This is a genomic window from Gloeothece verrucosa PCC 7822 (assembly GCF_000147335.1).
Classification (GTDB): Bacteria; Cyanobacteriota; Cyanobacteriia; order Cyanobacteriales; family Microcystaceae; genus Gloeothece; species Gloeothece verrucosa.
Window position 1 is genome coordinate 4,821,557 of the sequence record NC_014501.1, and the last position, 23,955, is coordinate 4,845,511.

Annotated in this window: 24 protein-coding genes; 14 read left to right on the forward strand and 10 right to left on the reverse strand. The window is 41.2% G+C overall.

From position 1 onward, the window contains the following. Window positions 1–52: 52 nt before the first annotated feature. Complete coding sequence (locus CYAN7822_RS21465) at window positions 53–709, reverse strand: DUF4079 domain-containing protein (protein ID WP_013324352.1); 657 nt, start codon at window positions 707–709, stop codon at window positions 53–55. 842 nt (window positions 710–1,551) lie between these two features. On the opposite strand from CYAN7822_RS21465, the gene CYAN7822_RS21470 reads away from it, so the two are divergent. The 6 genes from CYAN7822_RS21470 (at window position 1,552) to CYAN7822_RS21495 (ending at window position 7,948) form a co-directional block, all read left to right on the forward strand. Then, window positions 1,552–2,052, forward strand: coding sequence for a DUF2231 domain-containing protein (locus CYAN7822_RS21470; RefSeq protein WP_013324353.1), 501 nt, complete (start codon window positions 1,552–1,554; stop codon window positions 2,050–2,052). Continuing rightward, window positions 2,049–2,687, forward strand: coding sequence for a DUF2231 domain-containing protein (locus tag CYAN7822_RS21475; RefSeq protein WP_013324354.1), 639 nt, complete (start codon window positions 2,049–2,051; stop codon window positions 2,685–2,687). Before CYAN7822_RS21470 ends, CYAN7822_RS21475 begins: the two co-directional genes overlap by 4 nt. Before the next feature lie 66 nt (window positions 2,688–2,753). Continuing rightward, window positions 2,754–3,722: a cytochrome c oxidase subunit II gene (locus CYAN7822_RS21480; RefSeq protein ID WP_013324355.1), complete on the forward strand. Its 969-nt coding sequence runs from the start codon at window positions 2,754–2,756 to the stop codon at window positions 3,720–3,722. Between the two features lie 59 nt (window positions 3,723–3,781). Next, entirely contained in the window at window positions 3,782–5,479 is a 1,698-nt protein-coding gene (ctaD, locus tag CYAN7822_RS21485; protein ID WP_013324356.1) for a cytochrome c oxidase subunit I, read from the forward strand. A 117-nt stretch (window positions 5,480–5,596) separates the two neighbouring features. After that, the gene (locus CYAN7822_RS21490) at window positions 5,597–6,202 is read left to right on the forward strand and encodes a cytochrome c oxidase subunit 3 (RefSeq protein ID WP_013324357.1); all 606 of its coding nucleotides are present in this window, start codon (window positions 5,597–5,599) and stop codon (window positions 6,200–6,202) included. 171 nt (window positions 6,203–6,373) lie between these two features. Next, window positions 6,374–7,948 carry a GMC oxidoreductase gene (locus CYAN7822_RS21495; RefSeq protein WP_013324358.1) on the forward strand — a complete coding sequence of 525 codons (1,575 nt, stop codon included), beginning with the start codon at window positions 6,374–6,376 and terminating at the stop codon, window positions 7,946–7,948. A gap of 218 nt (window positions 7,949–8,166) precedes the next feature. On the opposite strand, the gene CYAN7822_RS21500 is transcribed toward CYAN7822_RS21495, so the two are convergent. From CYAN7822_RS21500 to ntcA, 4 genes are read right to left on the reverse strand one after another with little or no spacing between them, the layout of a single operon-like run. Beyond that, the gene (locus tag CYAN7822_RS21500; protein WP_013324359.1) at window positions 8,167–9,120 is read right to left on the reverse strand and encodes an MDR/zinc-dependent alcohol dehydrogenase-like family protein; all 954 of its coding nucleotides are present in this window, start codon (window positions 9,118–9,120) and stop codon (window positions 8,167–8,169) included. A 16-nt stretch (window positions 9,121–9,136) separates the two neighbouring features. Continuing rightward, window positions 9,137–9,535: a pre-16S rRNA-processing nuclease YqgF gene (locus CYAN7822_RS21505; RefSeq protein ID WP_013324360.1), complete on the reverse strand. Its 399-nt coding sequence runs from the start codon at window positions 9,533–9,535 to the stop codon at window positions 9,137–9,139. Between the two features lie 27 nt (window positions 9,536–9,562). Then, a complete protein-coding gene (locus tag CYAN7822_RS21510; RefSeq protein WP_013324361.1) occupies window positions 9,563–11,071 on the reverse strand; it encodes a DUF3084 domain-containing protein in 1,509 nt (502 codons plus the stop codon). Window positions 11,072–11,095: 24 nt separating this feature from the next. Then, window positions 11,096–11,773: a global nitrogen regulator NtcA gene (gene ntcA / locus CYAN7822_RS21515; protein WP_013324362.1), complete on the reverse strand. Its 678-nt coding sequence runs from the start codon at window positions 11,771–11,773 to the stop codon at window positions 11,096–11,098. A gap of 231 nt (window positions 11,774–12,004) precedes the next feature. Here ntcA and fabI point away from each other — a divergent pair, with 231 nt between their 5' ends. Both fabI and CYAN7822_RS21525 read left to right on the forward strand, forming a co-directional pair. Beyond that, window positions 12,005–12,781 (forward strand): enoyl-ACP reductase FabI, encoded by a 777-nt coding sequence (fabI, locus tag CYAN7822_RS21520; RefSeq protein ID WP_013324363.1) that lies wholly within the window; start codon window positions 12,005–12,007, stop codon window positions 12,779–12,781. Between the two features lie 192 nt (window positions 12,782–12,973). Then, window positions 12,974–13,564: a Uma2 family endonuclease gene (locus CYAN7822_RS21525; protein WP_013324364.1), complete on the forward strand. Its 591-nt coding sequence runs from the start codon at window positions 12,974–12,976 to the stop codon at window positions 13,562–13,564. A 56-nt stretch (window positions 13,565–13,620) separates the two neighbouring features. Here CYAN7822_RS21525 and CYAN7822_RS38705 read toward each other — a convergent pair whose 3' ends face one another. Then, the gene (locus tag CYAN7822_RS38705; RefSeq protein ID WP_013324365.1) at window positions 13,621–14,064 is read right to left on the reverse strand and encodes a hypothetical protein; all 444 of its coding nucleotides are present in this window, start codon (window positions 14,062–14,064) and stop codon (window positions 13,621–13,623) included. A 65-nt stretch (window positions 14,065–14,129) separates the two neighbouring features. Between CYAN7822_RS38705 and CYAN7822_RS21535 the strand changes: the two genes are divergently transcribed. After that, a complete protein-coding gene (locus tag CYAN7822_RS21535; protein WP_013324366.1) occupies window positions 14,130–14,942 on the forward strand; it encodes a hypothetical protein in 813 nt (270 codons plus the stop codon). A gap of 49 nt (window positions 14,943–14,991) precedes the next feature. Then, entirely contained in the window at window positions 14,992–15,336 is a 345-nt protein-coding gene (locus CYAN7822_RS21540; protein ID WP_013324367.1) for a phage holin family protein, read from the forward strand. Between the two features lie 58 nt (window positions 15,337–15,394). Here CYAN7822_RS21540 and cobJ read toward each other — a convergent pair whose 3' ends face one another. Then, the gene (cobJ, locus tag CYAN7822_RS21545; protein WP_013324368.1) at window positions 15,395–17,251 is read right to left on the reverse strand and encodes a precorrin-3B C(17)-methyltransferase; all 1,857 of its coding nucleotides are present in this window, start codon (window positions 17,249–17,251) and stop codon (window positions 15,395–15,397) included. 184 nt (window positions 17,252–17,435) lie between these two features. Between cobJ and CYAN7822_RS21550 the strand changes: the two genes are divergently transcribed. Further along, window positions 17,436–18,371 carry a phytanoyl-CoA dioxygenase family protein gene (locus tag CYAN7822_RS21550; protein WP_013324369.1) on the forward strand — a complete coding sequence of 312 codons (936 nt, stop codon included), beginning with the start codon at window positions 17,436–17,438 and terminating at the stop codon, window positions 18,369–18,371. A gap of 34 nt (window positions 18,372–18,405) precedes the next feature. Here CYAN7822_RS21550 and CYAN7822_RS21555 read toward each other — a convergent pair whose 3' ends face one another. Continuing rightward, window positions 18,406–19,278, reverse strand: coding sequence for a class I SAM-dependent methyltransferase (locus CYAN7822_RS21555; RefSeq protein ID WP_245602615.1), 873 nt, complete (start codon window positions 19,276–19,278; stop codon window positions 18,406–18,408). A 264-nt stretch (window positions 19,279–19,542) separates the two neighbouring features. Between CYAN7822_RS21555 and CYAN7822_RS21565 the strand changes: the two genes are divergently transcribed. After that, window positions 19,543–19,803, forward strand: a complete 261-nt coding sequence (locus CYAN7822_RS21565; RefSeq protein WP_013324371.1) for a DUF4160 domain-containing protein — start codon at window positions 19,543–19,545, stop codon at window positions 19,801–19,803. 3 nt (window positions 19,804–19,806) lie between these two features. Further along, the gene (locus CYAN7822_RS21570; protein ID WP_013324372.1) at window positions 19,807–20,088 is read left to right on the forward strand and encodes a DUF2442 domain-containing protein; all 282 of its coding nucleotides are present in this window, start codon (window positions 19,807–19,809) and stop codon (window positions 20,086–20,088) included. Between the two features lie 64 nt (window positions 20,089–20,152). Here CYAN7822_RS21570 and CYAN7822_RS21575 read toward each other — a convergent pair whose 3' ends face one another. Continuing rightward, a complete protein-coding gene (locus CYAN7822_RS21575) occupies window positions 20,153–22,753 on the reverse strand; it encodes a TIGR03960 family B12-binding radical SAM protein (RefSeq protein WP_013324373.1) in 2,601 nt (866 codons plus the stop codon). Window positions 22,754–22,839: 86 nt separating this feature from the next. Next, entirely contained in the window at window positions 22,840–23,196 is a 357-nt protein-coding gene (locus CYAN7822_RS21580; protein ID WP_013324374.1) for an STAS domain-containing protein, read from the reverse strand. Between the two features lie 383 nt (window positions 23,197–23,579). Here CYAN7822_RS21580 and CYAN7822_RS21585 point away from each other — a divergent pair, with 383 nt between their 5' ends. Then, a complete protein-coding gene (locus CYAN7822_RS21585; protein ID WP_013324375.1) occupies window positions 23,580–23,780 on the forward strand; it encodes a hypothetical protein in 201 nt (66 codons plus the stop codon). Window positions 23,781–23,955 lie beyond the last annotated feature (175 nt).

A 23,955-nucleotide genomic window follows, 5' to 3' on the forward strand; every position in this document is an offset into this window, starting at 1 on the left:
TTTAAGAATTGCTCTTACCCCTTTTAGAGATAAACAGAGATCAGGTGTCAGATTAAGGACGGCGTAAATAAAACCCGATTTCGAGGATATCTCGAGTCCCGGTATATCCTTGCCCGAGGAATAGAAATAAAGCAAGACAGTTTAGGATGATATGGATATAACGCCAACGGTTAGAGCGATCTTGATAAATATTGTCTATAATCGCTAAAGAAAAAATCATCAATAGAGCAACCGTAATCCCATAATAATAATGTGACCAATACCACTCATTGGTGCGTCGAAAAACCCCATCTTGACAACCTAAGACTACTATCGCCATCCCGGCCAGAATAGCAAAAATGGCCCGCCAGTGCTTCTGCTGTGCGCGAAGCAGAAAGACAACAGAGATGATGGTTAACCCATACATCAGAAGAATAAACACCACTTGAAAAGGATTAGCGACCCAAAGTTTATTAGAGATGATATTCTTGCCAATGGGATAAGCTAGTCCTAATAAGGTCACAATGATCACTACAGTGGATAACCATTTGCCAATTTTTAGATGATTGCGCCCTACAGTAGCAGGGATTTTACTTTTATCCCCTTGTAAAGTTTGTAAACGCCGTTGACGGGTTTGCCAGGCAAAGTAAGTTACAATACCCACAAGAGGAAAAACAGAAACAACTGCGATTGCAGGATGAATAATCAGCAGCAAATCTTCTGGTTTCATCTTTATTACTATCTCAACAATAGCTGACAAATATAAGCATAAACCGATATTCTGAAATTCTGTTGAGAAATTTTCTCTCAAAGATGAGAACAAGATTAATCCTGTACTGGTACAGGTAGATTATTCCTGGGCAAAAGGCCATAGGCTATAGGAAAGGGTTGTAGGGACTTTACAATTCTTCACACTTGCACACTATATGATAAAAATCCCTAAAAGTATTAATAAATATAAACTCAAAAAAACAATCTTAAACATAATTATAGAACTATTAAATTTTTTAGTATTTACTTCAAGAAGTTTAAATAGCTTATCTTGTCTTAAAGCTTCTTAACTCTTTTCTCTCTAGGCAAAAGAATCCGAAAAAATTGTTCGTTTTGAACATTTTCTCAATCTAAAGTTTTAGGGATAAAAACTCAAAAATGTAACTAATTTTACATTAAGATATATGTAAATATGTCAATTTAAATAGAGTATAAGAAATTATAAAGAAATCTCAGTGGGAGGTAGCTTTGGGCTAGGATAAAAGTCTTTACCAAAAAGAGCCACGAATTATTATCGGTTTACAGGCTTTTTTCACATCAACAAATTCCCGCAAAATTAAATACACTGAAATACAGTGAAATTACTTATCAGGCAAGGGATTTAAAGACTAATGACGATAATTTTACCCGCTTATAACTTCTCAAGAAAAATAATCATAAGTTTGACAAAAGGTCAAAAAAGGAGTAAAAAATAAAGATTATTTCCGTATAAAAAAGAACAAAAAGACTCCTGCTATTTTAATAAATTAAGAAGAGAGGAAGTAGATAAGAATCAACTCTGTTACTACCTTTACAAAAACTATGCTTGAGTATTTTCCATCTTTAAACGATCACAACTTACCCTATCCAGACACAATACATCCCATTGTTGTTCACTTTGTAATAGCAATGGTTTTGTTTGCTTTTATTTGCGATCTGATAGGCTATTTTAGTCGCAAATCTTCCTTTTATGAAGTAAGTTGGTGGAATATGTGTTTTGCCACACTTTCCATCTTCGTCGCGATCATTTTTGGGCAAGTAGAAGCCGGTTTAGCACAACCTTATGAAGTAGTTCAACCCGTCCTCAATTTACATACACTGATCGGCTGGTCACTTTCAGGGATTATTGCTGCCATTACCGCTTGGCGTTACATCCTTCGTTCACGCAATCCTAATAAAATTCCTATTACTTATTTAGGGGTAGGACTATTCTTAACCAGTTTGGTGTTCTTTCAGATTTATTTAGGCGATGAACTGGTTTGGGTTTATGGATTACATACCGTGAAAGTTGTTGAAGCTGTCAAGGAGGGAATTTTACAATGAATTCTGAACTAATTGACCAGTTAAGCGGACAATTAGGGCCTAATGGGCTGCCTTATGCTATTCCCATTCATCCTAACTTAGTTCATTTAACTCTTGGTCTATTTATCATGGGGGTTCTCTTCGATATTGTCGGTGTGCTTTTCCCCTTTAAAAAACCCATCTTCAAGTTTTTAGCGATTCCTGTGGCCCGTTCCAATTTTTTTGATGTGGGTTGGTATAACATGGTCGCTGCGGCTATCATTACCTTTGCCACAGTAGCGGCAGGATTTTATGAAATCATGTTAGCAGACCCCCTCACCGATATTAAAAGTGCTTGGGGATTGCAAGCAATGGAAACGATGCTGTGGCATGGGGTTGGCGGCGTGCTACTGTTAGCCTTCATGGTGGGGATGGCCATCTGGAGAGGATTTCAGCGCTACTTATGGCGTAAAAATGAACTACAACAAGTGCAGTGGGGCTATCTGGCAGCAGGACTCGGGATTATGTTTCTGATGTATGTTCACGGAACCCTAGGGGCCCAACTGGCGGCCGAGTTTATGGTACACAATACCGCCGGTGGATTATTGCGATTGAGCGAAAATGCTCACCATAGCGCCGATGGATTATTGCGATTGAGCGAAAATGTTCATTTTTAGAGACGTGATAGGAACCGTCTCCTTGTTAACGAATAACGGTTAACTCATCAATACGAGGTTATTAGTATGTCACAGGAGTCAAAGGGGGGACATAATTCATCCCACCATCACCATAAACTTGAGATTCCTCCCTCTAGGTGGTTGATGTTAGGTGTGATCGCCGTAATTTTAATGGCGATTAGTATCTGGATAGGACAACTATCCTACGCTTGGCTACCCCCACAAGCCAGCGCCGAATCCTTATTAGTGGATAATTTATTTAGTTTCTTAGTCACTTTAGGGACTTTTATCTTTCTTGGGGTGACCGGAACAGTCATGTATTCGGTGTTTTTCCAACAGGCGGGTAAATACGACTACAGCGACGGGCCCCCGGTTGAAGGGAATGTTACCCTAGAAATCATCTGGACAGCCATCCCCATTTTGCTCGTATTTTGGATAGCTGGTTACAGTTACCAAATCTACATAGACATGGGAATTCAAACCAACATGGGGTTAGGACATCTCCATTTACCGATAAAAATGGAGTCGGCGATGGCTGCTACAACCGCCAATACTCCTGAAGCGGTGGAAAAAATCGAAGTAGAGGCTAAACAATGGGCTTGGGTTTTTAAATATCCCAATAGCAAGGTTAGTAGCACAGAATTACATTTACCCGAAGGAAAACGGATTCGTCTAGCTTTAACATCGGATGATGTATTGCACGGCTTCTATATTCCTGCCTTTCGCATCAAACAAGATATTATTCCCGCCCATCCTTTAGACGTTGAATTTACCCCCATCCGGACCGGTAAATATCGGCTGAGAGATTCTCAATTTAGCGGCACTTATTTTGCCACCATGCAGGCCAATGTAATAGTGGAATCCCTTGAGGATTATCAAAAGTGGCTTCACTCCGCAGCAACTCTCACACCAACTCCGGCAACCAATCAAGCGGCTACCGAGTACGAACAAGAAACCAACAAAAACAAACCGTTTCAAGCTGGCTGGCCTTCCGTCGCACCGGCAAGTCCTCCTGTAGTCAATTATCACGACTAGACAAAGTTCAACCCAGTTGAATTAAAGAGTGATTACTCGCTGTATAGGATCAAAAGGACATGACAGAAATTCATATAGAAACCGTTGTTAATCAACATTCTCATCACAAAAAGGGTGCAGCGTGGAAGCAATACTTCAGCTTTAGCACTGACCACAAAGTCATTGGCATACAGTACCTCGTTACCTCTTTCTTTTTCTTCCTCATCGGTGGCATATTCGCGATGGTCATTCGGGGAGAATTAATCACCCCGGAAGCCGATTTGGTAGAACGAACCTTTTTTAATGGGATGTTCACGATGCACGCCACAGTTATGTTATTTCTGTGGACATTCCCCTCTTTACTCGGTCTGGCTAATTATCTCGTCCCCCTGATGATTGGGGCTAGAGATATGGCCTTTCCTCGTCTGAATGCGGCTGCCTTCTGGATGGTTCCGGTGGTGGGTACGCTGATCATGGCCAGTTTCTTTTTGCCCAGTGGTTCGGCACAAGCCGGCTGGTGGTCTTATCCGCCGGTGAGTTTGCAAAATCCGTCAGGTTTCTGGCTTAATGGTCAAACCGTCTGGATTTTAGCGGTTGCTATCTCTGGGGTATCCTCCATCATGGGGGCGGTCAATTTTGTCACCACCATTGTTAAAATGCGGGCACCGGGGATGACCTTTTTCCGGATGCCGGCTTTTGTTTGGACCGTATTCGCCGCTCAAATTATCCAACTCTTCGGCTTACCGGCACTCACAGCCGGGGCGGTGATGCTGCTATTCGATGTGACCCTAGGAACCAGCTTTTTTGACCCTGCCAAGGGAGGAGATGCCGTTCTATTTCAACACTTTTTCTGGTTCTATTCCCACCCGGCGGTTTATGTGATTATTCTGCCGGTTTTTGGCATTTTTTCGGAACTGTTTCCCGTCTATGCTCGTAAACCCCTATTCGGTTATAAGGTAGTAGCCGTTTCATCCCTGATTATTACCGCAGTCAGTGCTTTTGTGTGGGTTCACCATATGTATGCTAGTGGAACAGCCGCTTGGATGCGCTTGGTTTTCATGCTCACTACCATGTGTGTGTCTGTCCCCACCGGAATTAAAGTATTTGCCTGGGTAGCGACCATTTGGGGCGGTAAACTGCGGCTCAATACCCCCATGTTGTTTGCTCTGGGGGCTTTGATCATGTTTGTCTTTTCTGGCATTACGGGGATCATGCTCTCCGCCGTGCCTGTGGATATTCATGTTAATAATACTTATTTTGTCGTCGGTCACTTCCATTACGTTCTTTTCGGTACAGTGACGATGGGAATATATGCCGCTCTCTACCATTGGTTCCCGAAAATGACAGGGCGGATGTACTATGAAGGCTTAGGAAAATTACATTTTTGGTTAACCTTCATCGGCACTAACCTCAACTTTTTCCCCATGCACCCCCTAGGATTACAAGGAATGTTGCGCCGCGTGGCCTCCTATGACCCAGAATTCACCAACTGGAACGTGGTAGCCAGTGTGGGAAGCTTTTTATTAGGGATGTCTACCCTGCCGTTTATTTTCAATATGGTCAGTTCTTGGATACAAGGTCCAAAAGCACCAGCTAATCCTTGGCGGGCCATCGGCTTAGAATGGCTGGTTCCCTCACCTCCTCCTCATGAAAACTTTGAAGAAATCCCAGTAGTGATCAGTGAACCCTACGGATATGGGAGAAATGAACCCTTGATCGCCACTCCAGGTCAGGCGGCTGAGTCTCACTCTACAGAAGTCGCTTCACCAGCCCAATAAGCTGTCATCCGATCCAGTGGGCAAAGTTGCTTAAAACGTTAAACTTTTGCCCACCTTATCCATTTTTGTTGTTTATTTTTGTCCAGGTACTTATCGGCTTTAACTAAGGATCAAATCATGAGTTCTATCATTACAACTGAACATTTACAGCGACCGATAACTCTTGAACATCACCACGATGAAGAAGCGAATAGTATGTTCGGCTTTGTGGTGTTTTTGCTCTCGGAAAGTGTGATATTTTTGAGTTTTTTTATAGGCTATTTTGTTTATAAAACAACGGCGATTAACTGGTTACCGCCTGGAGTTTCTGGACTGGAGATTAAAGACCCTGCTATTAATACAGTAATTTTGGTTTCCAGTAGCGGCGTGATCTACGTAGCCGAAAAGTTTCTCGAACGCAAAAATCTGTTAGGATTTCGTGTCTTTTTAGTGGCCACAATGGCGATGGGGACTTACTTTTTAGTAGGTCAGGGCATTGAATGGAGCCATCTTGAGTTCGGCTTTACCTCGGGGGTTTTCGGGGGAATGTTTTATTTATTGACCGGTTTTCACGGGTTGCACGTAGCAAGCGGCATTCTGTTACAAGGAATTATGTTGATGCGTTCTTTTATTCCGGGCAACTATGACAGGGGTCATTTCGGAATTAATGCGACTTCTTTGTTCTGGCATTTTGTCGATGTCATCTGGATTATTTTATTTATCCTTCTTTATTTATGGCAATAAAGAATCGTTAACAGTTAACAGTCAACAGTCGGGAACGAGTTCCCGACCCCAGTCAACAAAGAGAAGTTAATCGTTAAAAATACCCCGAAGAATTAATAACGGTTAACCCATGACTGATGACTGATGACTCCTGACTCATAACGAATGACTAATAACTGACAGGAAACAACTATGATAATTGACGATCAACACTACGATGTAATTATCGTCGGAACCGGAGCAGGCGGCGGAACATTAGCCCAAAAACTCGCACCAACCGGCAAAAAAATTCTCATCCTAGAACGGGGTGACTTATCGCCTCATGAGAATGAACGTTGGAATGCGATGGATATGGTGGCTAAAAGTGACCTTCCCTCGGCCGATGAGGAATGGTTCGACAGTTCAGGAGATCGATTTCGTCCTCACATTAACTATTGGGTAGGGGGAAGTACCAAGTTTTACGGCGCGGCTTTACTGCGGATGCGGGAACGGGATTTTGAAAAAGTTCAACATCAGGATGGAGTTTCACCAGAATGGCCCCTGAAATATCAAGACTTTGAACCCTACTACACCGAAGCCGAAAAGCTTTACAATGTTCATGGAAAAGGCGGTGAAGACCCCACCGACCCACCCCGCACCCAAGAATATCCCCATCAGCCGGTAACTCATGAACCTCGGATGCAAGAAATTTGTGAGGCGATTTCTAAGCAAGGGTTACATCCGTTTCATCTGCCTTTAGGGATTAAGCAAAATAATCGCCATAATTTCTTTGAAAGTCCTAATATCGAAGGGGATACGACTGTTCTTAATCGGGCTGATGTTAAGACGAATTCTGAAGAAGTGGGCGTTTTACCGGCGTTAAAATATGCGAATGTGAGCCTAAAAACTAAGGCTAAGGTGGTCTGTTTACATACCAATTCTTCGGGACGAGAAGTTAAGGCCGTAGAAGCGGAAATTTGTGGGCAGTCTTATTTATTTTTCGCCGATATTGTGGTGTTAGCTTGTGGCGCGGTTAATTCGGCGGCTTTGTTGCTACGATCTGCCAGTGAAAAGCATCCTATCGGATTAGCGAATCGTTCGGATCAGGTGGGACGAAATTTTATGAAACACCTGAATACGGTGATGGTGCAATTTAGTTCTGCACCGAATAAGAGTGTGTTTCAAAAGACCATTTGTGTGAATGATTTTTACTGGGGAGATAAAGATTTTTCTTCCCCGATGGGTCATATTCAAAATACTGGTAATATCGTTCAAGATATGCTGCCCACTGAGGCGATGCCGATTTTGTCGCTGTTGGTGAAGTTGATGCCGGGTTTTGGGTTGCGGCAATTGGCGAATCATTCTATTGGTTGGTGGTTGCAGACGGAAGATTTACCTGATCCCAATAATCGCGTGCAGCTAGTGGGGGATAAGCTCCGTTTGGATTATACTCCGAATAATACAGAAGCTCATGATCGCCTGATTCATCGTTGGATGGATGTTCTCAAAGCTATTGATCGCAGTTCGGATAATTCTCTGTTTCCTTGGGGGGTTTACCCGCGCAGTGAAACTCCGATTCAAGTGGTGGCTTATCAGTGTGGCACTTGCCGCTTTGGGGAAGATCCCACCACATCGGTTTTAGACATCAATTGTCGCGCTCATGATGTGGATAATCTTTATATTGTTGATGGGAGTTTCTTCCCGTCTAGTGCTGGTGTGACTCCGGCTTTGACGATTATTGCTAATGCGCTGCGAGTGGGAGATCATTTGATTGAACGCTTGAAATAATCCCTTACCCAATAAGGGCGGGGGCCAACCGAACAAAGCCTTAGCATAGCAGGCTAAAAGAATTATTAACTGTAGGATGTTTTCTTAAGGCATCCTATTTTTATTGTGTGACTTTAACGCATCATTATCTGATGATATTTTAGATTTATTTGAACCTAAATGAAGTTACTTCTAGATACTCATATTTTGTTAATATCTCAAGCTTTACAATATATAATTTAACTCATCTCCAATAAAATTTTTAACACGCCTTTACGTTGCGCCGCTTCAAAAGCTTCCTTTCCTTCACTAAGGGGATAACGCCCATCTATTAACCCCTCTACATCAATTTTTCCGGCTGCGAGTAATTCAATAGCTTTAGGAAAAGGACCACAACGAGAACCCATAACCGTAATTTCATCCACCACTAAAGAAGAAGCATCTAGGGTTAAATTGCCGGCATAGGTACTTTTCAGCACTAGCGTACCACGAGGACGCAAGGCACGACGAGCCAGACTAAACCCTTCAGGGTTGCCGGTACATTCCACCGCGATATCAAACGCCCTATCACTCACCGCCTCACTCAACCCGGTTTTTATGCCTCTGGCTTCTAATAGTGCCAATTTTTCCCGATGACGACCAATGACCAATAGTTCACAACCGGTTAAAGCCAGGGTTTGAGCGACTAATTGCCCTAATTTGCCATCTCCTACCACTAAAACCCGTTCATTAGGAGTAATAGACAATTGTTCTTGAATTTCCAACGCCGCCGCCACCGGTTCTGTAAAAGTTGCCGCATCAGTGGTGATCGAATCCGGGATAGGATGAAGATTAGTAACTGGTAGAGTCAGATAATCCGCAAAAGCCCCATGACGGTTAACAATACCCAAAACCGTGCGATTTTCACAGTGAGTCGGTTGTCCTGTGCGGCAAAAACGACAATAACCGCAACTGGCGTTAATTTCTCCTACTACCCGTTTATTGATCAGATGTTCGGGTCCGTTTTCTACCAGTCCGACAAATTCATGGCCGAGAACACCTTTATAGGGATAATAACCTCTGAGTAATTCTAGATCAGTATTACAAATTCCTGCCCGTAAAACTCGTACACAAACCTCACCAGATGGAGGAGAAGGAGTTGGGATATCGGTACGCAGGTGAAGTTGTTGGTTTTCTAGCCAAAGTCCTTTCATATAATTTTCTTTATTATTAGGGTGTTTTATTTAAATAGCGTTCTATCAATAAGATAGCCACCAGGTCATCAATAGGACGAGGAGGAAGCCGCATTCCTTGAGGGATAAACCACTGTAACCCTTTGGGGGGATACATTTCCCAATAGCGATCACGGGCTTCTAGTGAGCTATTTCTCTCATCTACCATCACAATAGGAATAGACTCGGCTAATTCTGTTTCTAGTTTAGCCTTCCAAGTTTTAGAGGTGGTTTGGTTTCCCATGACTAATAATTCGATGGGATACTGTTGAAATAGGGTGTTTATGACCGAGATCGCGCCATCTGATTCTACTACCTCATGATAATAAATCTGACGGTCATTTCCCATAATCGCCACACCACATTTATCTCTACCGGGATCAAATCCTAAAATCATCGGAGCTACCTACTATTAACCAATGACTTAAGTGCTAAAAATCACTTTACCATCTCGGACGGCAACCAAGCGAAGTTTTAGCGGTCCGGCGGTATAGGTGGGTTCAGATGCAACTGCTTGAATTTCATCTAAAGGTTGTTCACTGCTGTTAACTTGTTGAATAAACTGAACCAATTTTGTTAAACTTCCATCTCCAATTTGAATGGTCCCTAAAATGCCTTGTCTCCTGGCTCTAAATTGAGCGGCTGATAAGAGAATATCTAATCTTTTTTGAATTTCTTCTTCGGTCAAATTTCCTGAATCTATAGATACAGCCGCTATTTCTTGTTCTTCGTCAAAAATTTTTTGATTGGGAACCACATCAGCAAAGACTCTAATTTCTTGTTCTCCTAAAACATAATTGCCGGCTGAAATTATTCGGACCACATATTCTCCCCCATCTTTTAGGGTTTGAATTAATTGTTCCACTTGAGCTTTAGTAATTTTTACCAGTCTTTCATCTGTATTTTTACTTTCAGGTCGAGTGGCCATTATGGCGGTTCTATTTGCCTCTTGTAAAAGTTGATCGATCACTTTGATAATTGTATCAGACTCAGGTCGAGTTAAGCGAAATGCTCCTAAAGATAGAACTTGTCCTTTAAGAATTGCTATTTTTCTTTCCCGTAAGTCTTGATAATTTTGATAATATTGTTCTAAGACTTCTACTTCTCGTTTCAGAAAAGCCAACTGATTTTCTAATTCTCCTAATTTTTCTTCTCGACTTTTCAGATTTTCATCTTTTTGAGCGATGGCTTTATCTAAGAAAGAAATTTTACTATCACGTTGCTTAATTTGGTTTTGTAATTTATTTTTCGCTTTTTCTAATTGTTGAATCCGAGACTGATTTTCGGCAATAATTTGATCTTGTTGAGTTAATTGTTGATTTTGTTGGGCAAGTTTTTTATCTTGTTGAGCTAGGCTATTTTCTCGTTCAGTTAATTGTTGATCTTTTTCTTGTACTTGCTTTTGAATATTCTCAATGGTTTGGGTTAACTTTTGCCTTTGCTCCACCAGATCTTGACGTTCTTCTAATAGAGATTGAATATCCGAGCGTAAAATTGTTAATTGACTCGATACTTGATCAAATTGACTTCGAGATTTTTTAAAATCTTTATTTAGCTGAGAAAGACGTTTTTGAATTGATGTCTGTTTAGTTTGAGCGATATTTAATTCTTTTTCTATAGAGGTTTTCTCTTCTTTAACGGTTTGTAAATTGGTTTCAAGTTTTTTAATGGCATCTCGACGTTCATTGAGCAATTTATCCAGGTCAAAAACGCCTTGACGTAGAGACTTACTTAAACTAAATAACAACGCCAAGGTTGAACCTGCAATGGCTATCCCTGTTACAATAGTAACAAGCACTGCTGTCTGACGAGGACGCAGATTAAATAATCTCAGCTTTTTTTTGCCGATCTTGCTTCCTATGCGATCTCCTAATGCAGCGATTAACCCTCCTAAAATCAGGATTGCTGTAATTAGGATAAAGGCGCTAGTCATGATTGTAACTGCTCTTGGATAGAGTTAAGTAAACTGTTGACTCAGAGCGACGGGATTATGAACAGTAATTTTTTTCTTATGGATTGAAATCATGCCTTCTTGTCGCAAATCTCCTAATAGACGAGTAACAGTGACTCGGGTAGAGCCAATGGCTTCTGCGATCGCCTGGTGAGATAGCTTTAAATCAATTCGAATGCCATCTGGTGTAGGGACACCAAAATCTCGACACAGAATTAATAAGAAACTCACCAACCGAGAACCCATATCTCGGTGAGCTAAGGTTTCAATCATCATCTCGGTTTGTAAAATCCGTGACGACAATCCCTGTAACATTAACATCGATAATTCAGGATTATTTTTGAGGGCTAACTCTACCTGATCAATCGGTGCTGAAAGTAATTCTACAGGGGTAAAGGCCACAGAATGATAAAACCGGTCTGAGCGTTCTCCTGTTATGAGAGATAGTACCCCAAATACGCTATTTTCGCGCAACAAGGCTACTGTGATTTCTTCTCCGGCTTCATAAACTCGCGAGAGTTTAACAGCCCCCTTGAGCAGAAAGTAAACTCTCTCTGCCGGATCACCCGGGAAGAAAATGGTTTTTCCTCTCTCATAGGATTCTACGACAGGGGGATAGTTACCGCCACCGATGCGACGAAAGACTGCAGCTAAAGGTTTATCTTGAGTCAGGGATAGATCCATCACACTTAACACAGAGAGGAAAATAAAAGGTTCTTTGAGACTTAATCGAGTCTTAAATTAATAAATATTAAACACACTTCCTAGCCAACTGGCAAAATTTTTAGGGACTTTTTGTTTAACAATGGTTTTATGGGGGGTGTGAGTCTCGATGAAGGCATACATTCAAAGATTATAACCATCCCTTTTGACGCTCTCAACTTACGGCCAAGAAATTTTACCCTTTGAACCACTATGTTAGATTTAAACGGAAAGAACGCGCTTGTTACAGGCATTGCCAATAATCGTTCCATCGCTTGGGGGATTGCCCAGCAGTTACACAAAGCCGGAGCCAATCTTGGTATAACCTTTTTACCAGATGATAAAGGACGTTTTGAAAAAAAGGTGCGAGAGTTAGTAGAACCCCTCAATCCTAGCATATTTGTGCCTTGTGACGTACAGAATCAAGAACAGATTGAGGCAACTTTTGCAACCCTCGCTGATCAATGGGGAAAGCTTGACATTTTGATCCATTGTTTGGCTTTTGCCGATAAGGAGGGTTTAACCGGAGATTTTAGTGCTATTTCTCGGGAGGCTTTCCAGCAATCTTTAGAAATTAGTACCTATTCTCTAACCCGTTTGGCTAAATACGCTAAACCTTTGATGACAGAAGGCGGCAGTATTGTCACTCTCACTTATTTAGGGGGAGTGAAAGTCATTCCTAATTATAATTTGATGGGCATTGCTAAGGCCGGTTTAGATATGAGTGTTCGTTATTTGGCGGCTGAGTTAGGACCTCATAACATTCGCGTCAATGGGATTTCTGCCGGACCGATCCGGACTCTGGCTTCTTCTGCGGTGGGCGGTATTTTAGATATGATTCATCATGTAGAAAAAACTGCCCCTTTAAGACGTACTGTCACTCAGACAGAAGTGGGAAATACGGCGGCTTTTTTGTGTAGTGATTTATCGAGTGGCATTACTGGACAAATTATCTACGTGGATGCTGGTTACGAAATCATGGGAATGTAATTTTTTTAGTCATTAGTCTTTAGTCCTTGGTCATTAGTCTTTAGTCTTGAATTTTATTCTCAATTACTGAGCTTTAATCCCTCATTAATGATAGCTAGACGACTTTGACTGATGACTAACCACTAATGACTAATAACTAATAACTAATAATTAATGACCAATGACTAATAACTAATAACTGAGGAATTGTTTATGCTGTCAAATCCATTAGTAATCACTTTGCCTCCTTCTATTAAACTTGATGATGATCAGTTGTTTGAGTTGTGTGATATCAATGATCATTTAGTTATTCAACGAGATACAAAAACCGGAGATTTATTAATTATGACCCCAGCCGGAGGAGACACCAGTAATCGGAATTTAAGTTTAAGTGCCCAACTTTATAATTGGACAGAAAAAGATGGGACTGGAATGGCTTTTGATTCTAGTGGCGGATTTCGCATCAAAGGAGCCTCTAGGGACCCCATGAATCCTGATGCCGCTTGGCTCACTTTAGACCGTTGGAATAGTTTAACTCCCGAAGAAAAAATCAAGTTCCCGCCTCTGTGTCCGGATTTTGTTGTAGAATTACGTTCTCCTAGTGATTCGGTTGTTTCTTTACAACGAAAAATGCAAGAGTGGATTTTTTTAGGAGTAAAATTAGGCTGGTTAATTGACCGGAAAAATCGCCAGGTTTATATTTACCGTAGCGATAAAACCGAGGAATGTTTAGATAATCCTACTTCGCTCACCGGAGAGCCTCTACTGGTAGGTTTTGTCTTAGATATGAATAAAATTTGGTAAGGATAAGCTACTCAATAAACGGCTAAGACTAATAAAAATTTATGGCAATTAGGCTCTTATTTTTCCATTCTGATGACTCTTCCTTGGCTGTCGGTTCGATAAACCCAAGTTTGATTTTTATAAGACATTACCACTCGCCACCCCTCAACCAACGCTTGAGTACAAATTTCATCGGAAGCCGCTAGTCCTAAACAGCCATTGGGCCAAGTTTGTCGCGTTGCGGATTTAAGTTTTAACTTGTCAGTGGCAATATTGGTACGCCGCGCTAAATCCTGACGAACACTATTAACCACTACAGGCGGAATTTTACTGTCTCCTTGTTGGGCGATGATCATAGCTGACTCCGTATCAGGAAACCGCACAGTAACAGCGATGGCGGCTGAATTTGTTCCCAAGCATAACAGACTGACTAAAACCACGATAGATAGACATGATAGCGTCTGAATAACTTTCTGGGAGTCACAAGTAGGGACTATTAAATCTTTTATTAGTGATGCCATGTTAAATTCGCCTCCTTTTTGGGAACTCTGAGTATAGCACTACAATTTTGGTCAAAGTGTGAAATATGTCCTCTCAATGGTTGTTCGTCAATCCCGTTTTAGCACAAACTTCTACCGAATTAGCGACATCATCCCCGATTTCAGTATCCTCAGTAAATCCCTCTGGAGCCAAGGCTTGGATGTATAGCACCAGTGCCTTAGCGCTCGTTTTAATTGCTGTAGTTGTCTATGGTAAGCTAAAAATTATTAAGGCGGAGAAAGCTTTAAAATTTGAGCAATTTAAAACTAAGGATTTAAAGAAAAAACTGAAATTAGCCTTAGTGACTATTAAAAAGATGGAGTCTAATCCGGATTTAGTTCATTCTCGGGCATTTAATCTTGATTATTTAAGAATGCGAATGGATGAAGAAGTCTTCCATTATGTTATCGTCAACCAAATTAAGATGAAAATTACTCAGTTGATCGGGGAAGCTTTACGTCCAAGTACAGATAAAAATATGGCTGGTGTAGTTCCCGGTAGCCGTAAAATTGATGAAAATTTTGATGTTACTTATGAAGTAGAAACAGGAGAAGGAAAATGGAATAAAGGAGTTTTGTTCCGAATTCAGATTAAATTAACCAAGTTACCGACTCAAACTTCTTCTACCACCGTTAATGAAATTATTGAGTGCGTGGAAGTTTTTCTATCGGCTAATTCTGAGCATGAAAATTGGCAGCCTGCTATTCATGGTCATGTGGTTCTGATGCAGTGGGACCAAAAAGCTCGACCTACCCCGCTATTAGTGCTAGAACAATCTGAAGAAGGAGTGAACGTGAGTTATCGGAGTACGCCGGCTCGGATGCCCACTGCTCCAGTATCAGAAAAAATCGCTGAGTAAAATGATCTACAATGAAAACGCACTTGTCTAGGTTTAGCTAAAATCGTCTATGCCACGTTTTTTAATAACTTGGATTGTTACTGCTGTATCTTTGATGATTACAGCCAATATTGTTCCTGGGATTGAAATTAAAAGTTGGACAACGGCAGCAATAGGAGCGATTATTTTAGGATTGGTCAATGCAGTTGTCAGACCCATTTTAAAAATTTTAACTTTTCCCATAACCATTCTAACGTTAGGATTATTTTTATTTATAATCAATGCTATCTGTTTTTCCTTGGTTGGATATTTGAGTGGATTTAAGATCAACAGTTTTTGGGATGCTTTAATAGGCTCAATTGTTTTTTCCTTGGTTTCTTGGGGCATTAATTTATTAATCGGTAATAAAAAATAGTCATTGGTCATTAGTCATTAATCATTAGTCAATAGTCATTAGTCAATACTCTTCCCTGTTAACTGATATAGCCTCGGGGTGTAATCAGCCAATTAGCATACTGACGAGTGCTACAATTGCCGATAATGACTGTGGTCAACATATCAATAGGAAAATCTAACATCTTTTCGAGAGTGGTCAGGGTAATTTGTTCCTGTTCCCGATAAGCTGAATGAACAATGGCCACAGGCGTATTAGGATTACGGAATTTTAAAAATATCTCTTGTGCTTTAATAATTTGTCCGGTTCGAGTTTGCGAGCGTGGGTTATAAATTCCCGTGACAAAATCGGCTTTTGCTGCCGCTTCTAATCGCTTTTCAATCACTTGCCAAGGCGTTAACAAATCACTTAAACTAATCGTACAAAAATCGTGCATCAGAGGAGCGCCTACCCTTGAGGCGGCGGCTTGTATAGCGCTTATACCGGCAAAGACTTCTAGCTTGGGATTATGTCCATCCCATCCCGCTTGTTGTAATTCTTCTAAAACTAAACCGGCCATGCCATAAATGCCACAATCCCCTGAAGAAATGACCGCTACAGTTAATCCCCATTGGGCTAATTCTATGGCTCTTTGTGCCCGTTTTTGTTCTTGAGTAATGGGAAATGATTCGACGATTTGTCCCTTTCGTTGTAAGGGTTTAATCAGTTCAAGGTAAAGAGAATAGCCAATAATGACATCTGCTTGTTTAATGGCCGTCATGGCAGCCGGAGTCATTTGATCTAACTTTCCTGGACCAATTCCCACTAACCATAATTGTCCGATTTTTCCTGTATATTCTAAGTCAGATTGAGCAATGGCTATGGTTACTGCCCCCATTTCTTGTTCAGATTTGATAATCTGTTTAGGGACAATTAAAGCGGCTTTTTGAGGGGAAACAGCAGATAAAGCCGATGCTTCAGCAACGCTTTTAGTTCCGACTTCTTGAGAGACAATTTCTGAAGGGTTGGGAACCTCAATACCCCCCAACACTTCAGCCGCAAATGTTTTTAGAGGTAATTGTTTCTCAATACAGTATTCTAATAGTCCTGTTTCATCAGCTTTAAGATCAATCGTCGCTAAACCCGCGATCGCTGCGGTTGCTAGATGATATCGTTGAAACACTTGTTCTATAGCCGTTTCTATCAGTTGTCGAGAGGTGCCTCGGATACATCCTATTCCTACCCATAAAACTCGTGGATGCCATTGAACTCGCGGAAAATCCGATTTTTCGGCAAATTGCCGTTTGGTGGCACTGATCCAAATTCTAGCGGCGGGGATAATTGCCTGATCGGCTTCTGGAAACCCAAAATAGAAAGGATGATTCTCCGGTAAATGATCTTGCCATAGGGTTGAACCCACTTCTTGAATCACCTGTACTTTTTCTTGACGGGCGATGGCGGCGCTAACTTGGGTCCAATCTCCCTCCCCTTTACGCCAGCCAAAAGGAAGCCCTAAAATATCGATAGCCGGCAATCCTAAATTGGCTGATGCACCCGTGATAATAGGGGTAGCATCTAATTCAGTAGCAATTAACTCGGCCAGACGATCTGCCCCTCCAGTATGACCACTACATAAACTAATGACCCATTTACCGGTTTGATCAATGACTATAATGGCCGGATCGGTGGATTTATCTTCTAGTAAAGGGGCGATTAAACGTACTACTGCGCCAGTAGCCAAACAAAAGATCAGGGTTCGCTGAGTCTTCCAGAGGGTAGCGAGATGTTCTTTGAGCGAAATTGTGTAAGTTTGGCTGTTATTGAAGGGAGTTAGCGAGTCAGGGAGATGAAGAGTTGCGCCGATGGTTTGGCACAGAGGATATAAGGTTTCGGCGGCGCTTGGCGTGGTGGCGATCGCTGCTAGGGGTTGAAACTCAGTAAATAGAGATAGACTCAAGGCGGTTTTAAGACGATAAGATTCATTTTAAATTGTGTCATTGCTGGGGTTCACAAGGCAAATGATGCAAACTGTCGCAGCAATTCCCCTGTAGTTGTCCCTAAAGCTATAAAATAGGAGCGTTGAGGAGTGGACATCTTCTTATCACTCACCAACCCAAATATTTTCGGCTCACGGTTAAAATATGGCTTTTAATTTAATCAATAAATTACTTCCTTTTTCTCCCTTTAATTTAAAAACTAATCCAGATATTCCTTGGTTAGATCAGCCTAACGCTCAAGCACAATTAGAGCAAAAATTTAAACAAAAAAAGTTTAATAAACAGACTTATAAACTTTTATCTAATTGGATAGATCAGGGCTATATTGTCGTCAAAAATGTTATTCCTGAAATATTAATTGATCAGTTAGTCGATGAATTAGCAAATCTATTTTTTCTAGATGTTCCTCTGGAAGGATTCCAAATTGAAGGAATACAGATGGAAGGTTTGGCGGCAAGTCTAGCTCATAAAGATGTTCTCAATTTAGACCGAGAAACTCGAAAAAAATTAGTTAATTATATTTGGAGAGTTCACGCTTTTCATGAACGCTCAAACCTAGCCAAAGCCATTTTTGAAAACCCGCAACTGCAAGAATTAGTGAGTGGCATTTTGGGCAAACCTTCTATTCCTAAATATTCGATAAATTTTTTACATGGAACTGAACAGCCGCTTCATGAAGACATGGCCGTATTTTATATTAATCCCGTAAATTATTTAGTCGGCGTTTGGATTGCGCTAGAAGACATTTCTAAAGATTCAGGCCCTCTGATTGTTTGTCCGGGTTCTCATAAAAATACAACAGTTAAAAGTTTTTTTCCCAACTATCCAGAACAAAATTTAAAGAATAGTGAACCGGAAAAAATGCCTTTATATAATGAATATGTAAAATCCCGAGCAGAACAATTTCCCAAAAAAGAATTTATTGCTCAGAAAGGAGATGTACTTCTCTGGCATGGGATGCTGATTCATGGAGGAGCAAAAATTAACAATCCTGCTTTAACCCGCAAATCTATGGTCATTCATTTTGTGGGGCAAGATTGTGATTGGATTGCTAATGCCAAAGGCCCTTTTAACTGGTAGGGTGTGTTAGTAACGCACCCATTAACTGATTATTTTAACTTTTTTGTGTAATTTGAAAAGCGGAGATATGGGACAATTGAAGGCTATTGCCGCAGAGACTTAAAAGTCGTTCTCTCAAACTTTCAAACAAAGAAACTCTCACCTGCGACTCTAACATAATATAGGGCGACAAGGTACTCAAAAGTCCCAAATAATCATCAACCGTATAAGTGACTTCACAGACTATCTGTTCATAGACTAGATTCTTAAATAAACCGGATTCAATGACTTTTATACCCAACTTTCTCAGGTTTTCTTGATGAATTTTTAAGTCTTCATAGCCGGCGTATCCTGCCAAAGAGGGAGCCTTTTGTTGATAGATTTCTAGCAACGGGTGAAACACTTCATAAGAGGGTTGAGGGGGAGTATTCCAGAGCAAAATAAGAGAACCATCATCTTTTAAAATTTCTGCCGCTTTAGAGCAAACTATTTCAGCTTTTACCCAGTGAAAAGAAGTAGCGGCAAGAACAGCATCAAATTTCTCAGTATCCGGTTGCCACTCTTCAAAGGTACTATTTTTAATCTCTACTTTAGGATAAGCTTGACAGTTTTTTTGTGCTAGTTGACAAGCTTCTAAACTCGGTTCGAGACAGACCATTTTAAAGCCTTTTTCGGCAAAGCTTACTGTCGCAGTACCTGGGCCACATCCGATTTCTAGAATAGTGGCATCGGGGGGCAGTTGGGCTAATTCTAGGACAGGTTTAATGAGTTCTTGAGGGTAACGAGGTCGGGTTTTATCATAAGCAACGGCGACTGAAGAATACCAAGTCTTTTTCTCTTCTAAGTCTTTGGAATAAATGGTTTTGACGAATTGTTCAAAGTCGGGCATGACAAAAGCGGCTACAGTTGTTTTATTAATTTTACCCACACCCTGAAGGGCAAGGTCTGTGATAAGTACCTGGACAAAATTAAAGTTAACTGCGAGTTTGGGGAATGGGCAATGGGGAATGGGCAATGGAGAAGGGTTGTAGGCGTTTTACAATTCTTGACACAGTGGACTTTATTTATGTCCGACTACTTAGTGATATATTACAGGTTACAAGTCTTGACGCGAACAAAGAAACCCACTACACTCAAAACACAACCATCCCAGCACCCTTCCTAAATTATTTTAAGAAATATCAAAAATTTCATGCCAGAAATTAGTCGGTTTTTAGGAATTATTATTACTATGTATTATAATGACCATCCGCCACCTCATTTTCATGTTCGCTATAACCAACAAAAAGCTCTTATTGACCTAGAAAATTTATCGGTTTTAGAAGGTAAACTAACTCCTCGAATTTTAGGCTTAGTCATAGAATGGGCTGCTTTACATCAAACAGAATTGTTAGAAAACTGGCAATTAGCTAGAGATAATCAGCCTTTAAACTCCATTGAACCTTTAGAATAAATTATGTTAAAAGATATCATTGAAGTTACTCCTTTAGAGAACTATAAACTCTACCTGAAATTTGAAGACGGACAAGAAGGAATAGTTGAACTTAACCAAATTATTGAATTTACAGGAGTTTTTGAACCCTTAAAAAATTTAGACACTTTTAAACAAGTAAAAATTCATCCAGAATGGGGAACAATTTATTGGGAAAATGGAGCAGATTTAGATCCAGATGTTCTCTATTCAATCATCACCAATAAACCTATTCCTCAATATCGACAAAGTGCAATATTTAAATAATCTTTCTGGACAAAAATAATGACTATTGGTAGGGGGTGTAGGATATTAAGAGACTTTGCTCGGTTCAGGGGGTAGCCGCCACTTCATCAACACACTTATCAGCCAAAATCAACTCCTGACGATGAATATTCAGCAATTCAATCTCTTGCCCAGAAACCTGTTCTAACATATAGACAAGATGTTCAGGTTGCAGGAGAGAACCATCATTTCTCGAACTTCCTAGATAGCGTAAAACGGGAGACTCACCCTCAGTATAAATCGATAACTCATAGAGCCGCTCTCGTAAATTCACCTGATTAACTTTACCGGATTTCGTGGTTTTTGCCATGATAATTTCCGAGGAATTTAACACAGCATCAACCCAACTTTGCCACTGTTGATCACTGACTAACTCCGGAGTTCCCACAGTAATAAAATACTCTGCTTGGTCTAATAACCGAGTTGCCGCCGGGGCTTTGAGACTCAACTCAGCCACTCGATAAATCGGGATATCCGCAGGCAACTGAGCGGCTAATTTAGCTTGAAACTCCTCTAAATTCATGCGTTGAGTCAGTTCAAAATCCACAATTTCGCCGCTACTGGTTGCGCCCAAGGGAAGCGCATTAGCCATAGAAATTCTCGGGCCCGGATGAAAACCCCCAGTAAAAGAAATGGGGATAGCCGCCCTTCTGACTACCCTATCCCACAGCCGCACTAAATCTAAATGACTCACAAAAGCCATTTCCCCTTGCTTACCAAACCAGACCCGAAAGCGCTGAACTCGGTCTTGGTTGGGCTGAAAATGCCCTGCAAAAGAGGGAATATTTGGCGGTTGAACCACAACATTATGGCCAAAATCTAGCCCACAGACCCCACAATGAGAACAGCCATCAAAAGAACAGTCAGGAACGGTGGCGGCATCAATTGCTTTTTGTAAGTCAGTTTTGAGCCAGCTTTTATCAATGCCACTCTCAATATGGTCCCAAGGCAAGGGGGCATCATAATCAATTTGTGAATGATCAAAAAGATTCCATTCACCGTTTTCTACTTGTCGATACTTCCAGGTTAAGCCGGCTTCATCGATGGCCTGTTGCCAGGCCCGATAAGCTTTCCCTAAATTTTCCCACCATGAGTCCATACCGGCTCCTAATTCCCAAGCACGACGCACCACAGCCCCTAAGCGCCTGTCTCCTCTACCGATAAAGTCTTCCATTGCTGAAATGCGGACATCGGTGTAATTGACTTTAACGCCTTTGATGCCCTGAAATTCTTGTCGCAATAAGTCTTGTTTCCGCAAAAATTCGGCGGTAGAGACGGAGTGCCATTGGAAGGGGGTATGAGGTTTCGGGGTAAAGTTAGAGATAGTCAGGGTAAAGTCGAGTCGCTTTCGTCCTCTAATTTGGCATTCTCGACGCAACCAGCGCACTGTTTCAGCAATACCGATCACATCTAGGTCGGTTTCTCCGGGCAACCCGATCATAAAGTAGAGTTTAACTTTATCCCACCCCTGTTCTACGGCGGTTGTTATCCCTCTGAGTAATTCCTCGTTGGTTAAGCCTTTATTGACCACATCTCGCATGCGCTGGGTGCCGGCTTCGGGCGCAAAGGTTAACCCAGACTGACGAGTGCCGCCAATGATATTGGCAATATTTTCATCAAAGCGATCCACCCGTTGACTAGGAAGAGACAGAGTAATATTGTCGTTTTTGAGACGGTTTTTAATTTCTATTCCCACCGCCGGAAGGGCGAGATAGTCGGAACAACTGAGAGAAAGAAGGGAAAATTCATTATAGCCGGTTGCTCTCATGCCTTTTTCGATAGCGGCTACCACCTGTTCGGGTTCTACATCCCGCGCAGGCCGGGTTAGCATTCCCGGTTGACAAAAGCGGCATCCCCGGGTGCATCCTCGGCGAATTTCCATCGTCAGACGATCGTGTACGGTTTCAATGTAGGGCACTAAACCTATCGAATAAGCCGGTATGGGGGTAGCGACTCGTCTGATAATTCTTTTGGGTACGTCTTCTCGGTTGGGATAAACGGACCCATCTTCAGCAAGATCATAAAATCTGGGCACATAAACCCCCGGGACTTGGGCTAAATCTAATAATAATTCTTCTTTGTTTAAGCCGGCTTGTTTGGCTTCTTCGATGACTAAGCCTATTTCAGGGAGTAATTCTTCTCCGTCTCCTAAAGCGATAAAGTCAAAAAAATCTGCGTAGGGTTCAGGGTTTGAGGTGGCTGTTTGCCCGCCGGCAAAAATGAGCGGATAATCTCCGTTTTGACGTTCTTGCCAGGTTAGGGGAATCCCCGCTAAGTCTAGCATTTCTAATATATTGGTTGCTCCTAGTTCATAACTGAGACTAAATCCCAGAAGATCAAACTCTCTCAGGGAGCGGCGAGACTCTAAGGCAAATAGGGCTGTATTGGTGGCGCGTAATTTAGCGGCTAAGTCTGAAGCAGGTAAATAAGTACGATCGCACAGTTGGCGCGGTTGACTATTGAGAATGTTATAGAGAATAATATGTCCTAAATTGGAAGCACCCACTTCATAGACTTCTGGGTAAGTAAGTACCCATCTGACTTTAGCATTTTCCCAAGGTTTATGTTTTGCTCCTAACTCGTTACCTAAATAGCGAGCCGGTTTATGAATTTCCGATGTTAAGATCTTCTCGATTGCTACCGCCACAGTTGAGCTTCTCCGGTGTTCAGACTAACGCGAGCTACACTCTACTATAGCGAACCGGTTTAAGAGTGAACAGCATCTTGAATGCACTAGGCCGCCATTTCGGGGGTGAGATGGACCGAAGCCTCAAAAGCTTCGCGGCTCTCATAGATATCTAAAACTCTATCTAACTGAGTCAGTTCAAAAATAATTTTAACTGAGGGAGGAATTGAACATAAACTAAAGCGTTTGCCCAGTTTTTCCGCCAGACGAAACGCCGATGCTAAAGCCATGAGTCCTGCACTATCGAGAAACTCTACTTTAGTCATATCGATCAAAAAGACGGAGTGGTCACCCGATGTGAGACTCAAGGTGAGTTCTTCTTGAAACTCGGAGATATTAGCGGCTGTTATATATCCAGCCGGTTCGATGGTAATGATTTTAGATGATTTGACTGTACTCCTCATTATTTAACCCTCTTTACTAAACATAGTTGACGCTCCAGTCGGACAATTAGTGTTGATCATCCCCTATCAGCGTGAGCCTAGATTTTTTTATCCTTTGAATCTCTGCGCTTTCGGGCATTTTAAGCTTTTTTTAAGGTTTTTGCCGAGTATTTAGCTTATATAATCCGTAAATAACAGTTTAGCCTTCGGTTTAGCTCAAGTATAGCCCTATACAAATAGTGAGAGTTGTACTCGAGCTAGGCTAACCTATGTGCATTTTCCTCTTGGGGTAGATGATAACATAAAAAATTTATTTACGATTTTGTCTAAAAAAATCAATCCTACTACTAATCACTAATTTAACTAAAAAATTTCATTTGTCAAGTGTTTTTGGGAGGATAAAATTGGTAAACACAATTTCTATTATTCGTCAATTGGTGGAAAAAGCTATTTATATCAAGCAGTTAACTCCTGAGATCGAAAAGGGTATCAATGAAGAATTAACCCGTAATGGTTATATTTCCGATGTAGATTATGAGGCCCTAGAGTTACTCATGGAAGAGTTAGACGCAGGACGGATTGATTTAGTTCCTAGTTTTCCCTAAAGACTGTTCGGAAATTACTGACAATAATCAACTGAATTAGCTATTAATAATAAATGTCTTTGATAAAAAAAATTAATGACCTCCATGAAAGCATGGAAAAACTTTTTTTAAGGGGAATTTCCCCGAGATCCATGTCGGTTTTTTCTTAAGTAAAACTCATTAAAATTCAAATTCT

Bases quoted from the DNA above. Each gene is read 5' to 3' on its own strand.
- CYAN7822_RS21465 (WP_013324352.1), bottom strand. From the start codon at position 709: ATGAAACCAGAAGATTTGCTGCTGATTATTCATCCTGCAATCGCAGTT.
- CYAN7822_RS21470 (WP_013324353.1), top strand. From the start codon at position 1,552: ATGCTTGAGTATTTTCCATCTTTAAACGATCACAACTTACCCTATCCA.
- CYAN7822_RS21475 (WP_013324354.1), top strand. From the start codon at position 2,049: ATGAATTCTGAACTAATTGACCAGTTAAGCGGACAATTAGGGCCTAAT.
- CYAN7822_RS21480 (WP_013324355.1), top strand. From the start codon at position 2,754: ATGTCACAGGAGTCAAAGGGGGGACATAATTCATCCCACCATCACCAT.
- ctaD (WP_013324356.1), top strand. From the start codon at position 3,782: ATGACAGAAATTCATATAGAAACCGTTGTTAATCAACATTCTCATCAC.
- CYAN7822_RS21490 (WP_013324357.1), top strand. From the start codon at position 5,597: ATGAGTTCTATCATTACAACTGAACATTTACAGCGACCGATAACTCTT.
- CYAN7822_RS21495 (WP_013324358.1), top strand. From the start codon at position 6,374: ATGATAATTGACGATCAACACTACGATGTAATTATCGTCGGAACCGGA.
- CYAN7822_RS21500 (WP_013324359.1), bottom strand. From the start codon at position 9,120: ATGAAAGGACTTTGGCTAGAAAACCAACAACTTCACCTGCGTACCGAT.
- CYAN7822_RS21505 (WP_013324360.1), bottom strand. From the start codon at position 9,535: ATGATTTTAGGATTTGATCCCGGTAGAGATAAATGTGGTGTGGCGATT.
- CYAN7822_RS21510 (WP_013324361.1), bottom strand. From the start codon at position 11,071: ATGACTAGCGCCTTTATCCTAATTACAGCAATCCTGATTTTAGGAGGG.
- ntcA (WP_013324362.1), bottom strand. From the start codon at position 11,773: ATGGATCTATCCCTGACTCAAGATAAACCTTTAGCTGCAGTCTTTCGT.
- fabI (WP_013324363.1), top strand. From the start codon at position 12,005: ATGTTAGATTTAAACGGAAAGAACGCGCTTGTTACAGGCATTGCCAAT.
- CYAN7822_RS21525 (WP_013324364.1), top strand. From the start codon at position 12,974: ATGCTGTCAAATCCATTAGTAATCACTTTGCCTCCTTCTATTAAACTT.
- CYAN7822_RS38705 (WP_013324365.1), bottom strand. From the start codon at position 14,064: ATGGCATCACTAATAAAAGATTTAATAGTCCCTACTTGTGACTCCCAG.
- CYAN7822_RS21535 (WP_013324366.1), top strand. From the start codon at position 14,130: ATGTCCTCTCAATGGTTGTTCGTCAATCCCGTTTTAGCACAAACTTCT.
- CYAN7822_RS21540 (WP_013324367.1), top strand. From the start codon at position 14,992: ATGCCACGTTTTTTAATAACTTGGATTGTTACTGCTGTATCTTTGATG.
- CYAN7822_RS21550 (WP_013324369.1), top strand. From the start codon at position 17,436: ATGGCTTTTAATTTAATCAATAAATTACTTCCTTTTTCTCCCTTTAAT.
- CYAN7822_RS21565 (WP_013324371.1), top strand. From the start codon at position 19,543: ATGCCAGAAATTAGTCGGTTTTTAGGAATTATTATTACTATGTATTAT.
- CYAN7822_RS21570 (WP_013324372.1), top strand. From the start codon at position 19,807: ATGTTAAAAGATATCATTGAAGTTACTCCTTTAGAGAACTATAAACTC.
- CYAN7822_RS21580 (WP_013324374.1), bottom strand. From the start codon at position 23,196: ATGAGGAGTACAGTCAAATCATCTAAAATCATTACCATCGAACCGGCT.